We start from the raw sequence: 14416 nt of genomic DNA, 5'->3' as shown, positions 1-14416 counted from the left end.
CAAACAAACAAATCCACATTTTTTTCATAATATGATACTGCTTACAATCTATTGGTCATATATTTTATCATAGCAAAAATACAAGCATATTAAGGAGGGTAAAAATGGGAATCCGTTTTATTCAAATCTCTTCTATTTATTTTATCATCGGTGTTTGTATGGGGTTATTCATGTCAATTTCATCTAATTTCAAATTGACCGCAGTTCATGTGCATGTTTTATTACTGGGCTGGACTTCTATGATGTTGGCAGGTATTTTATATTATATTTTCAAAGAAGCTGGCACCTCAAAACTTGGTAAATTACATTTTTGGCTCTTAAATATTGGACTACCGATTATGATGATTGCACTCGCCTTTGAGATTTATGGACATCATACAGCTATACCTTTTGTTGCTGGTGGAAGTATTCTTGTTGTTCTTGCTATTATCATTTTTGCTATTAATATTTTCACCCACATGAAAGACTCTCAAAAATAAGTCTCTTTCAGAAGAAAAAGCAGAAATAGATGAATTCGTTTCTGCTTTTTTCTTTGCAGTACATTTATTATATGTATTCATCATTATATATAATTAAAATGAATATTTTTGCAAAATAATGTCACAAAATATAGTGAATGTTACATTTTATGTGTTATATAATAAAAAAGTTGATTTAACAAGTTTTCATTTGAATAATTTTATAATTATCATTCGAATTAAATTATTCAAAAATATCTTACTATATAAATTTCGGAGGTAGTTTATCATGTTTTGGCTACAATTTATTACCTTACTACTCTGCATTTTTATCGGTGCACGTCTTGGCGGAGTTGGACTCGGAGTGATGGGTGGAGTTGGTATGGCAATCCTCGTGTTCGTCTTCCACTTACAACCTACCGCTCCTCCTATTGACGTTATGCTGATGATTTTAGCAGTGATTACAGCTGCTGGTGCCCTGCAAGCTGCGGGCGGAATGGAATACCTTGTCCATCTTGCAGAAAAAGCACTTCGTAAAAATCCAAAGCGCATCACATTCTTCGCACCGATTGTGACATATTTATTTACATTGTGTGCCGGAACTGGTCACGTTGCTTACTCTGTACTTCCTGTTATTGCAGAAGTATCACGTGAATCAGGAATTAGACCAGAGCGCCCGATGTCAATTGCCGTAATCGCTTCGCAACAAGCCATTACAGCAAGTCCAATTTCAGCTGCAACAGTAGCTTTATTAGCGATGCTAGCTGATTATCAAATTACATTGTTAGATATTTTAAAAGTAAGTATTCCTTCTACTTTTATCGCTTGTATGTTAGCGGCATTCGTTGCAAGTAAAATGGGCAAAGAGTTAAATGAAGATCCCGAATACTTAAAGCGTTTAAAAGAAGGGATGATCCCAAAACTAGAAGAAAAGAAAGAATTTATCGGTGCAAAAGGTGCCAAGTTATCTGTTATTCTTTTCTTGTTCGCAACTATTTTTGTTGTTCTTCTTGGTTCATTCGAAACACTTCGTCCAGGATGGATGATAGATGGAAAATTAGTTCGCCTTTCTATGCCAAATACAATTGAAATGGTCATGCTTACAATTGCTGCTCTTATTATTATCTTCTGTAAACCAAATGTAGAAAGCATTGTATCTGGTAATGTCTTTAAAGCAGGCGCTACAGCTGTTGTTGCAATATTTGGTATCGCTTGGATGGGAGACACATTCTTTAACGGAAACTTAAATACAATTCAAGGTTCGATTCAACACTTAGTAACAAGTGCACCATGGTTATTCGCTATTGCATTATTTATTCTATCTATTTTACTTTATAGCCAGGCAGCTACAGTACGTGCGTTAGTGCCACTCGGATTATCACTTGGTATTTCACCAGCACTACTCATTGCAATGTTCCCTGCCGTAAACGGTTATTTCTTCATTCCAAACTACGGAACAATCGTTGCTGCAATCAACTTTGACCGCACAGGAACAACACGTATTGGTAAATATGTATTAAACCATAGCTTTATGATTCCTGGCCTTGTCGCAACATTTACTTCCATCGGAATTGGAATGCTACTCATTTCAATTATGTTTTAGTATTACAGGTACAAATCTTTTATCATATAAAGATTTGTGCCTTTTTTACGCATAAAGCTAAAAAAAGGGATTTTTGTTATATAATTCATATGAAAAGTATTTATTCGAGGTGAAACATGGTACAAGGCGAGAAACAAGAATTGTTAATCGATGTAAAAAAGTGCACAAAAATAGCTAATATTTCTCTTCTTCTATTGGGGATTATTACTTTTATTATTTATTCTCTATTATGGGGAATTTCTATTAATCTTGATTATATATTTTTAGCAATCTCTTTTGCACTTTACTTTATCTTAATTATTGCACACGAATTGTTACATGCATTCGGCTTTATTGTTTTCGGAAAGGCAAGTTATAAAGATATTAAATTTGGTATCATCATGCGTTACTTCATGCCGTATGCGCATTGCAAAGTCCCTATGAAAAATAAAGCTTTCAAAAAGGCGCTCTTACTTCCTGTCGTTGTAACAGGAATCATTCCGTTTATAATTGGTATTATGTTTGGATATGGTTTACTTACCTTTGTCAGTGTAGGTTTAGTCGTTGGCGGTGCTGGCGATATCATGATTTATCAACTTATCAAAAATCTTCCGGATGACATAATGATTCAAGATCATCCGAGTGAACCTGGCTGCATTGTTTTAGAAAATAAGAGCTGACAATTTCGTCAGCTCTTATTTCATGTAATCAAAAGTTTGTTTACACTGTTCATTCAATAATTTCTACGTTATACCCTTTCTTCTCTATCCCACTTAACACTTCTTCAATATGATTTTTATCTTTCGTTTCTAATGACAAATGGAGTTGTGCATATCCCGGAAACACCTTTGTTCCAATCCGCTCTAAATGAATGTGTAGCACATTCGCTTCAAAACTCGTTACAATTTCAAGTAAGTGCTGCAAATGTCCTGGTTTATCTTTAATCATTGTTGCAATATGAACAAAGCGACCAGCTTCCACCATCCCATGTTCAATAATACGGGTAATAAAGTTAACATCAACATTTCCACCACTTAAAATCGACACAACTTTTTTCTCTTTCACAGGAATCTTTTGATAGAGCAATGCGGCTAACGAACTAGCCCCTGAGCCTTCTACTAATAATTTATTTCGTTCCAATAGCATTAACATCGTTCGTGCTATTTCCATTTCATCTACACAAAAAATATCATCTACATATCGCTCCACAAGCTGAAATGTAAGTTCTCCCGGTCTTTTCACTGCGATTCCATCTGCCATAGTTGGTGAAGATTCCACAGTAATTACTTTCTTTTCTTCCAGGGATTGCTTCATTCCTGGACAAGCAAGCGCTTGTACACCATACACTTTCACCGACGGTTTTTGTTCTTTAATCGCCATCGCAACACCTGCAATTAAACCACCACCACCGACAGGACAAATAACAGCTTCGACGTCATCAAGCTGCTGCAATATTTCTAAACCTACCGTTCCTTGACCAGCAATTACAGCAGCATCATCAAATGGATGGACAAATTTCGCACCAGTTTGTTCTTTCAAATCTAGCGCATAGGCTAATGCATCATCAAATACATCACCATGCAACTCTACATGTGCGCCATATCGTTTCGTCGCAAGCACTTTACTAAGCGGTGCACCTTTTGGCATCACAATCGTACAGGGAATATCAAGCATATTACTAGAATAGGCCACACCTTGTGCATGATTTCCCGCAGACGCTGCAACAACCCCATTTTCTAATTCACCTTTATCAAGAGAAACCATCTTATTATAAGAACCACGCACTTTAAAAGAACCCGTCTTTTGTAAATTCTCAAGCTTTAAATATACTTCATTATGCGATAGTTCACTAAATGTACTCGAATAATCTAGCGGTGTCATATGGACAATGCCCTTCATTTTCTCATGAGCAGCTATAATATCTTGTAATGAAATCATGCATTCGCCTCCGAAACAATATATGTTCATATATATTAGTTTAAGCGGCGCAGTTTATTTTATGCGGTAAAAAGGAACCATTTCTATACTCGGCATTTTTCCATATATCAAAATCTCAGGAAGATATAGCATATCCTCCACAAAAAAATGGCTGTCAATAAAGACCAGCCATTTTCTTCGTACTCTCATAAGGTGAATCTGCTAAACTTATCGCTGAAATAACGGAAACCCCATCTGCCCCCGCTTCTATAACAGAAGCCGCATTTTCAACTGTGATTCCTCCAATTCCCACAATCGGAACTGTAATTCCCGCATCTCTAAAATGACGCAAACCTTTCGTTCCCTGTACCGCTTTTGTATCTTTTTTCGTGCTCGTTGGAAAAATAGGCCCTACTCCTAAATAATCCGCACCATTTGCAATTGCAAAACGAGCTTCTTCTATTGTATGAGCAGATACCCCGACAATTTTATCACCCATTTTTTCACGAACCGATGTGATCCCTTCATCACCTTGTCCGACATGAACGCCATCTGCATCCAATTCAATTGCTAACTCTACATCATCATTCACAATAAAAGGTACATCATATTCTTTACAAAGCGCTTGTAACTGCTTAGCAAAACGCACTCGTTCTTCTCTAGTTAAGGCACCTTCACCCTTTTCACGGAATTGGAAAAGCGTTACCCCGCCATCCAACGCTTCCTTCATTACTTGTAATGGATCCCGCTTACAATTGTTACTTCCCATGATAAAATACACTTGCAATAATTTAGACATTTGCTCTGTTTCAATACGTGCCATTCCTCTCATCCCTTCTTACTACACCTCTTGGATATTTCCATATTGTGCAATATCATTTGCAATTGTGTTTGCTAACTGGTTTAAAAATTCGATTTGGAAACTTCCTGGACCTTGCTCTACTGTTTTACTTGCAGCTATTTCTGCCGCTACCCCATAAAATGTTAATGCCGCAACCGCCGCTTTCACATAATCTTTTTCAACTGCTGCAAATGCCCCTAGTACAGAAGTTAATAGACAACCTGTACCTGTCACTTTCGTTAAAATTGGATGACCATTGCGAATAATAAACGTCCGCTCTCCATCTGTTACAACATCTTCTTTTCCAGTAATCACCGCAACTGTATCTATTTCATCTGCTGCTTGTTTCGCAATTCCGACAACATCACCATTGCCAGCGCCAGCATCCACACCTTTAATCTCCCACTTCTCATTAATAACATTGGCAATTTCTGCTGCATTCCCGCGAATCATTGCTAATTTCACTTCACCCGGAATATGTCTTGCCACTTCTGTTCGATAAGACGTTGCCCCTGCACCAACTGGATCAAACAATACAGGTACATGATGTGTATTCGCAGACTTTCCAGCGATCACCATCGCTTCTACTTCTTCAGGACGAAGCGTACCCATGTTTAAAACAAGTGCTCCTGCAATGCTTGCCATTTCAGCTACTTCTTCTTTTGCATATGCCATAACTGGTGATGCTCCTAATGCAAGTAAACCATTTGCTGTAAAGTTTGTTACAACGACATTTGTAATATTATGCACAAGTGGATTCGTCTCTCTTACTGTGTCCACTATTTTTGCGATTTCTTTTATATTCATTCTTTTCATCTCCTAATTTCATAATGGGAGATACACCAAAAGACACTTTGCGTATGCAAAGTGCCTGAACATGTGCTACTTACACTCTCCCTACGCTGGCATTATCCAACAGGTTCAAATGGTCAACGGGCGGTTTAGCCGTACTCTCAGTTCGCATCCGCAAACTCCCATGTTTTCTTATTCATCTATTTCAGAGTCTACTCTTATTCTATTAAAATAACAAGTTACAAATTAAACATCTAATATAAAAGCTTTCTTCTTTGGTGGGAGAGAGCATCCACTCATGCATAGAAGCGGTCAGTTCCTTTTTTCACCCCATGCCATGTGAAAACAGAAGGAGGGAATGAGTGAAGAACTTCTTTTGTTTTCATAACAGTGATTTATATGTTAAAAAATCAAAACGAATTTATATAAAAAATAGTGATAGAAAATTTGAATTTCCTATCACTACCTTTCACATTATTTTAAGCCTTTAGATACTTCTTTCACCATTTCAGAAACAGACTCAAGTCCGCCGCCAGATAGGTACCAGTAGTTCGCATCTAAGTAAATTACATTGCCATTTTTCGCGGCATCACATTTTGATAATTTATCGACTTGCGAAATCATATGTTTTAACGGTACTTCTCAAAAATCCCCTGCCTCCTATTTTGTCAGCGAAAACTTTCACCTCTTTACTACTTAAAGATGTAGAGGATTTAAGTAATAACAAAAGGTTAGAATCTTCGGCATAACTGAATCCGCAAAGGATGTATGCTATATTTAACTTACGGAAATTTGAAAGGATGTTTAAAATATGGCAAAAAGTGTTGTAATTGCTGAAAAACCTTCTGTTGCACGTGATATTGCACGTGTACTGAAATGTGATAAAAAAGGGAACGGCTATCTTGAAGGTAGTAAATATATTGTTACTTGGGCTCTGGGTCATCTCGTTACATTAGCAGATCCAGAAAGCTATGATGTGAAATATAAAAAGTGGAATTTAGAAGATTTGCCAATGTTACCTGAGCGTTTGAAATTAACAGTAATCAAACAAACTGGCAAACAGTTTAATGCCGTTAAAAGCCAGCTTATTCGAAAAGATGTAAATGAAATTATTGTCGCTACAGACGCAGGGCGTGAGGGAGAATTAGTCGCTCGTTGGATTATTGATAAAGTTAAAACGAATAAACCTATCAAACGCCTATGGATTTCATCGGTTACCGATAAAGCAATTAAAGATGGCTTTGCAAATTTAAAGCCAGGTAAAGCATATGACAATTTATACGCTTCCGCTGTTGCACGTTCAGAAGCTGACTGGTATATCGGTCTGAATGCGACACGTGCATTAACGACTCGGTTCAATGCACAACTAAACTGTGGTCGTGTTCAAACACCTACTGTAGCTATCATCGCAGGACGTGAGGACGAAATAAAAAACTTCAAAGCACAAACGTACTACGGCATTGAAGCTCAAACATCAGAAAAATTAAAACTGACTTGGCAAGATGCTCGAGGAAATGGTCGCAGTTTTGATAAAGCAAAAATTGATACGATTGTGAAAAAACTCGACAAACAAAATGCTACCGTGGTGGAAATTGATAAAAAGGTGAAAAAATCATTTGCTCCTGGTCTTTATGATTTAACAGAGCTACAACGTGATGCAAATAAAATCTTTGGCTATTCGGCAAAAGAAACGTTAAATATTATGCAAAAATTGTATGAGCAACATAAAGTATTAACGTATCCTCGTACAGATTCACGCTATATCTCATCTGATATCGTCGGAACACTTCCAGAGCGTCTAAAAGCATGTGGAGTAGGAGAATATCGTTCTTTAGCTCATAAAATTTTAAATAAGCCTATAAAATCCACTAAAGCATTTGTTGATGATAGCAAAGTAAGCGATCATCATGCCATCATCCCAACGGAAAGCTATGTGAATTTCTCTGCTTTCACAGATAAAGAGCGTAAAATTTACGATTTAGTTGTAAAACGTTTCTTAGCAGTTTTATTCCCAGCTTTTGAATATGAACAACTAACATTACGCACAAAAATTGGTGATGAAACATTCGTCGCACGCGGGAAAACGATTTTACATTCTGGTTGGAAAGAAGTATATGAAAACCGCTTTGACGATGACGATGCAGTTGAAGATTTAAAAGAGCAAATTTTACCTCGCATTGAAAAAGGCGATGCATTAAGCATAAGACTAATTGCTCAAACATCAGGTCAAACAAAGCCACCTGCACGATTTAATGAAGCAACGCTACTTTCAGCAATGGAAAACCCTACAAAATATATGGATACGCAAAATAAACAACTTGCTGATACTTTAAAATCAACGGGTGGATTAGGTACTGTAGCTACGCGAGCTGACATTATTGACAAGCTATTTAATTCGTTCTTAATTGAAAAACGTGGTAAAGATATTCACATTACATCAAAAGGTCGTCAGTTACTTGATTTAGTACCGGAAGAACTAAAATCTCCTACACTAACTGCTGAATGGGAACAAAAGCTTGAAGCTATCGCAAAAGGTAAATTAAAGAAAGAAATTTTCATTGCCGAGATGAAAAACTATACAAAAGAAATCGTTGCTGAAATTAAATCAAGTGATAAAAAGTATAAGCATGAAAACATTTCAACAAAAACTTGTCCAGACTGTGGCAAACCGATGCTCGAAGTAAACGGCAAAAAAGGGAAAATGCTCGTATGCCAAGACCGCGAATGTGGTCATCGTAAAAATGTATCTCGTACAACAAATGCAAGATGCCCTCAATGTAAGAAAAAACTAGAACTTCGTGGTGAAGGAGCCGGGCAAATCTTCGCATGTAAATGTGGATATCGTGAGAAATTATCTACATTCCAAGAGCGCCGTAAAAAAGAATCTGGAAACAAAGCTGATAAACGCGATGTTCAAAAATATATGCGTCAACAGAAAAAAGAAGAAGAACCATTAAATAATCCATTCGCAGAAGCACTAAAAAAATTAAAATTTTAATAAAAAAAGTTCCTACCATTCTCGGTAGGAACTTTTTTTAATGAATAATTTTACTTCCTTTTGCATTCTCAACAAATTTCTCACTCGACTTGTTAATCGGTTTTTTCAGTACCAATGCAAGTACAAGCATGATTACCACAAAGACACTTAATACAAGAAGATCTCTTATCACAATATCCCAAAGCATTCCGCCCACTGTTTCACGAATCGCGCTAATTGCATATGTGAACGGTAGGAACGGATATATCGATTGGAAGAATTTTGGAAGCATTTGAATTGGGAATGTTCCGCCTGATCCAGCTACTTGTAGTACGAGTAAAATGATTGCCATCGATTTCCCAATGTTTCCGAAAACAGAAACAAGTGAATACACGATACAAACAAAGACTCCACCAATGAATAAGCTGAATAGAACAAACCAAAACTTATTAACTACATACGTATCAAGTAAGAAAATATCTCCCATCGCTACGATAAATGCCTGTGCAAGGCCGATCGTTAAGAATGTTAAGAAACGTCCAAAGTAAATTTCATGGCTCTTATAATTTGCGTCTGGTTCATGCACTTCTACTGTTAATAATGAAACCATTAATAATGCTCCTACCCATAAGGCAAGTACTGTATAGAACGGTGACATCGCTGAACCGTAGTTTGGCATCGCAAATAATTTATTTTCTTTTAAATTCACTGGGTTTGCAAAGTAATCACTTTGCTGTTCCACATCGTTTTTCAATAAACGAATGATTTCTTTTACATCTTCTTCTGATTCAAACTCACGAATTTTATCTGCTAATTCTTTAATCTTTTTCTCAGTAGCCGGCATCTCAGCTTTAATATCTTCCACTTTCTTTTTGCCTTCTACTAAGCCTTTAGATGAATCTTCTAACAGTTTTTTAACATCTGGAAGCTTTTTATCTGCATCGTTTAAAATCTTAGATGTATTTTTCGACATCTCTTTTGTACGAGCGATTGCTGCATTGAAGCTTGGAACAATCTCTGAATCGTATTTCGCTAAAAAGTCTCCTAATTGTGCTGAACCGTTTTTCGATGCTTCGTTAATGCTTTCAATTAGATCTTTTGTAGGCTGTTGTCCGTTATTAATGAGTGTGATGGCTTTATTCGCTGCATCACTACCTTTTTGCATGGTACTTTTCGCTTTATTTAATTTCGCAATACCATTATCAAGGTTTTTATCACTGTTTACATCAGATAAAACTTTGTTTGCACTCTCAAGAACAGGAATTATATCATTAATCATCGCAATCCCTGACTGGAGTTGACCATTTACACTATTTAAAGCAACTTTTGTTGAATCTAGACCATTTACACCCTTATTCTTTAAATCTTCTGTCGCTTTTTCAACATCATCTCTAAACTGATTATATTGAGACTTCGCTTTTTCATACTCTTCATTTATCTTGTTTTCTGTTTGTTTTTGTAACTGCATTGCATCATTTTTAATTTGTTCACCAGTACTAACTGCTTTTTGATAATCCGCTACAAATGTTTCATTATAATCTTTCTCAGCTTTATCAATTAAAGCATTCGTTGCATCTAACTTTTGATTAATACCATCTCTCACATCTTGTTTTACTTCTTGTCCTGTACTAATTACATCATTAAGATGTTTAAATCGATTATTTAAATCTTGTTGACTATCTCTAATCGCAGTTAAATGATCTACTCTATCTCCAAAGAATTTCTTACCAAAATCAGTCGTTGCATTTTGTTGAAGTGTAGACATCATCGTAATGATTGAAGAAAGATTATCTATATGAGTTTGGAGATTGTTAGAAACAGTTGTTATGTTTTTCTTCGCTATCTCTGGATCAATTTTTCCGTTCTGCAATCCATCCATTACACTTTTCGCATATGCAGTTCCTGTACGTGCTGAATTCAACACATTGTTTACAGTTTGATTAATCGTGCTCGCAATATTTTTATAACCATCTGTATTCAACTTCGGAATATCTGGCACTGTTATTTGTGGTAATGCAGGAAAATCCGGAAGTTTTTTTATTTCAGGAATATCCAAAGTAACTCCAGGATTCATCAAGAAATCGGTAAAAGCTGTCGCCTTATCCATAGCATTTTGAGCTACAGTTAAGTCTCTTCGTATCGCTCCAGGAGCATCTTTTAACCTTTGGTCATTATTCGCAAAGAACTTATCTAAGTTCCCCAGCGTTTCCTGCCCATCCTTAATCACACTTTCCACAACAGGCAGATCCTCTTGCGCAACTTTCACAAGGTCTTGTGCTCTAGTCGCATCATCTAATGCTGTATTCACAAGTGTATACATTTCCGGGAATTGTGCTTCTAACTTAAACACAAGATCTTTTACTTTTTCGATACTTGGTAAGTTTGTTTCTAAATCGATTCCAAGATCATTGAACACTTGGAAAATCTCACCATTTGCTGTTTTGACGAAGTTTTTACTGATTTCTTCTGCTATACCTGATGCACCTTTTGCTGTAATTTTCGGTGCAATGGCATTAACCTTTTCATTTACAAAATAGTTCAACTCTGGTTTTTGTGGATTATCGCTAATGACTGTTGTAATTTTTTCAGAAAAGTCTTTTGGAATTGTAATACTTGCGTAGTAGTCTCCACGCTCTACTCCATAAATCGCTTGCTTTTCATCAACAAATTTCCACCCAAAGTTTTTGTCCTTCTTAAGTGAATCTACAATTTCTTTCCCGATGTTAATATCTTTTCCTCGTAGGTTCGATCCAACATCTTGGTTAGAAACTGCAATCGGAATCTCTTTCGTGTTTCCATATGGATCCCATGAGGCTTTAATGTTAAACCATGCATATAACGATGGTAAAATCATAAGCCCTAATACAATAACAATCGCAGCCCAATGTTTGGCTACATTTCGTAAGTCCGTCTTATAAATACGCCATATTTGTTTCATATAAGCTATCACCTAATTATATATTTTTCCTTCTTTAGAAAATGATACACACATTTTTTCATTATATCATTTTCTACATCGTGGATTGAACAAAAATGTACTATTTCTTCCAAACCAAAGTATTTCACTTACTTCATTATATAATGAATTTGATAAAGTATTCATACAAAATGACCAAATCGGTTTTACATTCAGTAATAACAAATATATAGGAAATGTCATAAAAAATACAAGTATTTTCCCTTGGAAATACTTGTATTCGCAAAAAAATCCTCCTGGCGCTTACATTGCTAGGAGGATTTTTTTCATTATTTTACATATCTAATTGGACTTCTACTCCGAAATGATCTGAAATAACATTTCGATTTACACCATTGAAAATAACTTTTGAAGAAAGAACCTTTTTGGGCCTGTTAGTGAAAATAAGATCAATACGTAGATTTTGCTTATTTTCATCCCAGCCAGCAATTTTCCCTTGTACAGTTGTTCCTTCATCTTTTTCCATCGCTAATTCATATGTGTCATAAAGCCCTTTCCGTATGAGATAATCATATCCTTCTCCTCTTAGATGAGCATTATTATTAAAATCGCCCATTAAGAATGAAAGTTCATCTCCATTTACATACTCTATTAAACGATTCACTTGCCCTTTGAAAGACTCTTCCTCATCATTCCACCAACCAAGGTGACAAGAATAGAATGTTATATTCTTACCTTGATAAGAAATTGTTGCATGAACAATCTTACGTGTTTTCCAATACGTTGTATCCTGACTTGCTGAAACAAAGAAAGAACCTTGTTTTACAATTGGATATTTCGTGATAATCGCTATACCTTCTTCATATATGTCATAACCGATATGCGAGAAATCCCAAACGATGTTGTAATTTCCTAGTCCGAGTTTCTCAAGCTCTGTAAGCAATATAAGACCAAAGTTATCCTTTTTCTTGTTATCGCATACATTTTGAGCTTTTATAGATTGACTAACTTCTTGCAAGGCAATTACATCGTAGTCTTCTTCTTGAATCGTTTTAGCAAGATGTCTAATTTTCTCTAGTTGATTCTCTTCTTGCCAAGAATGACAATTTAAAGTAAGTAATTTCATTTCTTATGCACCTAACATATCTTGAATGTCTGATTTCAATACATCGGCTTTCGGACCATATACCGCTTGAACGCCTTTGTCTTTTACGATAAGACCTAAAGCTCCATTTTGCTTCCATTGTGCCTCTGGTGCAACAACTTCTAGATTTTTCACCGTTACACGCAGGCGTGTCATACATGCATCTACATCAGCAATATTATCTTTTCCACCTAACAAATCAATAACCTTTGATGCTAATGCGCCTTCTTTTACATTTGCTGCTGTTTCTGAAGATTCATCTTCATTATCAATATAGTTACCTGCACGTCCTGGCGTTGGTAAATTGAATTTTTTAATTAAGAAGTTGAATAATGTAAAGTTTAAGCCAAAGAATACGATTGAAACAATAACAAAGTTAATCAAGTCTCTTGTTAGTCCTGCATTAATCATCATTGGTGTACGTGTAAGTAATTCAATAAATCCAAATGCATGCACACGCAAGTGAATTAAATCTGCTAGTGCAAATGCAAGTCCAGTTGTAATTGCATATACAATATATAATACTGGTGCAATAAACATGAACATAAATTCAATCGGCTCTGTTACCCCTGTTAAAAATACTGCTAATGCAGCTGATAAGAACATTGGTTTATACTTTGTACGTTTGTCTTTATCAACATTGCGGTACATCGCAAATGCAATACCAATTAATGCTGCTGTAGAACCGATAACTTGTCCTGCTTTGAAACGTGCTGGAACGACACTATTTAATAGATCGTTATAAGCTTTTGTGTCTCCATTTGCTAATAAGTTATTCAAGTCTGTAATCCATGCAAGCCATAAAGGATCTTGTCCTGCGACTACTTGGCCAATTTTGGATCCAGTTAACATCGTATATGTTCCACCAAGTTCTGTATAATTCATCGGAATCGTTAACATATGATGTAATCCAAATGGTAATAACAAGCGCTCTAATGTACCGTATACGAACGGCGCAACAACTGGTGCACTATCTTTAGATTCCGCAATCCATCGCCCAAATTCATTTAGTCCACTTTGAATGAATGGCCATAAAAGTGATAAAATAATAGCAGTAACTGTAGACCAAACGATAACAACGAACGGTACAAAGCGTTTTCCATTAAAGAATGCTAATGCTTGTGGTAATTTATTGTAGTTATAATATTTATTATATAAAGTAGCTCCTAAGAAACCTGTAATAATCCCCACGAAAACTCCCATGTTTAATGCTGGTGCACCAAGTACAGAAGTGAAATAATCTTTTACAAGTAAATCTCCTGCTAGTAATGAAGAAACCTGCGCCTTTGAATCCGCTAACATTTCAGCGTTTACGCCGAAGATAGCTCCCGTAATTCTATTCGTTAAGACAAATGCTAACAGCGCTGCAAATGCACCACCCGCACGATCCTTCGCCCATGATCCCCCAATTGCTACCGCAAATAGAATATGCAGATTTGTAATAATTGCCCAACCGATATCTTCCATTACTCTAGCAATCGTATGTACTGCATTTACATCGCCAGCAGACATACCAATTAGTTTACCAATCGAAATCATTAATCCCGCCGCTGGCATAACTGCTACAACAACTAACAATGCTTTCCCAAACTTTTGCCAAAAATCAAAAGATGTAATTTTCATTTGTTTCTTCCTCCCCTTTATTTATAGAATCCCTAATGGTCTAGATAATAATTTATTTTCAACTATGAAATCGATTCCTATCTTTAAATTTGCGCAACCGTTTTCATAAATCTATTTTAATAAAAGCGTTTTCACATTGCAATACAAATTTATTATTTTTAATAA

The 14416-nt window shown here is 36.0% G+C and carries 10 protein-coding genes and 1 pseudogene; 4 read left to right on the top strand and 7 right to left on the bottom strand.

Features of this window, described 5'->3' with window-relative positions:
* Window positions 1–104: 104 nt before the first annotated feature.
* From CN373_RS20975 to CN373_RS20965, 3 genes are all read left to right on the top strand, one after another.
* Complete coding sequence (locus tag CN373_RS20975) at window positions 105–479, top strand: hypothetical protein (protein WP_000512819.1); 375 nt, start codon at window positions 105–107, stop codon at window positions 477–479.
* Between the two features lie 268 nt (window positions 480–747).
* Window positions 748–2061: an anaerobic C4-dicarboxylate transporter family protein gene (locus CN373_RS20970; RefSeq protein ID WP_000498689.1), complete on the top strand. Its 1314-nt coding sequence runs from the start codon at window positions 748–750 to the stop codon at window positions 2059–2061.
* 116 nt (window positions 2062–2177) lie between these two features.
* On the top strand, window positions 2178–2720 hold the full coding sequence (locus CN373_RS20965) for a DUF3267 domain-containing protein (RefSeq protein ID WP_000249793.1): 543 nt from the start codon (window positions 2178–2180) through the stop codon (window positions 2718–2720).
* 49 nt (window positions 2721–2769) lie between these two features.
* Here CN373_RS20965 and ilvA read toward each other — a convergent pair whose 3' ends face one another.
* From ilvA to CN373_RS20945, 4 genes and pseudogenes are all read right to left on the bottom strand, one after another.
* The gene (ilvA, locus tag CN373_RS20960) at window positions 2770–3978 is read right to left on the bottom strand and encodes a threonine ammonia-lyase (protein ID WP_000624739.1); all 1209 of its coding nucleotides are present in this window, start codon (window positions 3976–3978) and stop codon (window positions 2770–2772) included.
* Window positions 3979–4132: 154 nt separating this feature from the next.
* On the bottom strand, window positions 4133–4780 hold the full coding sequence (thiE, locus tag CN373_RS20955; RefSeq protein ID WP_098360091.1) for a thiamine phosphate synthase: 648 nt from the start codon (window positions 4778–4780) through the stop codon (window positions 4133–4135).
* 18 nt (window positions 4781–4798) lie between these two features.
* On the bottom strand, window positions 4799–5614 hold the full coding sequence (gene thiM, locus CN373_RS20950) for a hydroxyethylthiazole kinase (RefSeq protein ID WP_346426364.1): 816 nt from the start codon (window positions 5612–5614) through the stop codon (window positions 4799–4801).
* Window positions 5615–6064: 450 nt separating this feature from the next.
* Window positions 6065–6193 (bottom strand): annotated as a pseudogene (locus tag CN373_RS20945) (ABC transporter); the annotation flags it as partial.
* Between the two features lie 208 nt (window positions 6194–6401).
* Here CN373_RS20945 and CN373_RS20940 point away from each other — a divergent pair.
* Window positions 6402–8588, top strand: a complete 2187-nt coding sequence (locus CN373_RS20940) for a DNA topoisomerase III (RefSeq protein ID WP_098360089.1) — start codon at window positions 6402–6404, stop codon at window positions 8586–8588.
* Window positions 8589–8625: 37 nt separating this feature from the next.
* On the opposite strand, the gene CN373_RS20935 is transcribed toward CN373_RS20940, so the two are convergent.
* The 3 genes from CN373_RS20935 to CN373_RS20925 form a co-directional block, all read right to left on the bottom strand.
* Window positions 8626–11505 (bottom strand): YhgE/Pip domain-containing protein, encoded by a 2880-nt coding sequence (locus CN373_RS20935; RefSeq protein WP_098360088.1) that lies wholly within the window; start codon window positions 11503–11505, stop codon window positions 8626–8628.
* A 313-nt stretch (window positions 11506–11818) separates the two neighbouring features.
* Window positions 11819–12610 (bottom strand): endonuclease/exonuclease/phosphatase family protein, encoded by a 792-nt coding sequence (locus CN373_RS20930; RefSeq protein ID WP_000772001.1) that lies wholly within the window; start codon window positions 12608–12610, stop codon window positions 11819–11821.
* A 3-nt stretch (window positions 12611–12613) separates the two neighbouring features.
* The gene (locus CN373_RS20925; RefSeq protein ID WP_098360087.1) at window positions 12614–14251 is read right to left on the bottom strand and encodes a PTS transporter subunit IIBC; all 1638 of its coding nucleotides are present in this window, start codon (window positions 14249–14251) and stop codon (window positions 12614–12616) included.
* Between the last annotated feature and the right edge of the window lie 165 nt (window positions 14252–14416).

This window comes from Bacillus cereus (genome assembly GCF_002561295.1).
Taxonomy (GTDB): domain Bacteria; phylum Bacillota; class Bacilli; order Bacillales; family Bacillaceae_G; genus Bacillus_A; species Bacillus_A cereus_S.
This window is presented reverse-complemented; position numbering and strand designations above follow the sequence as displayed.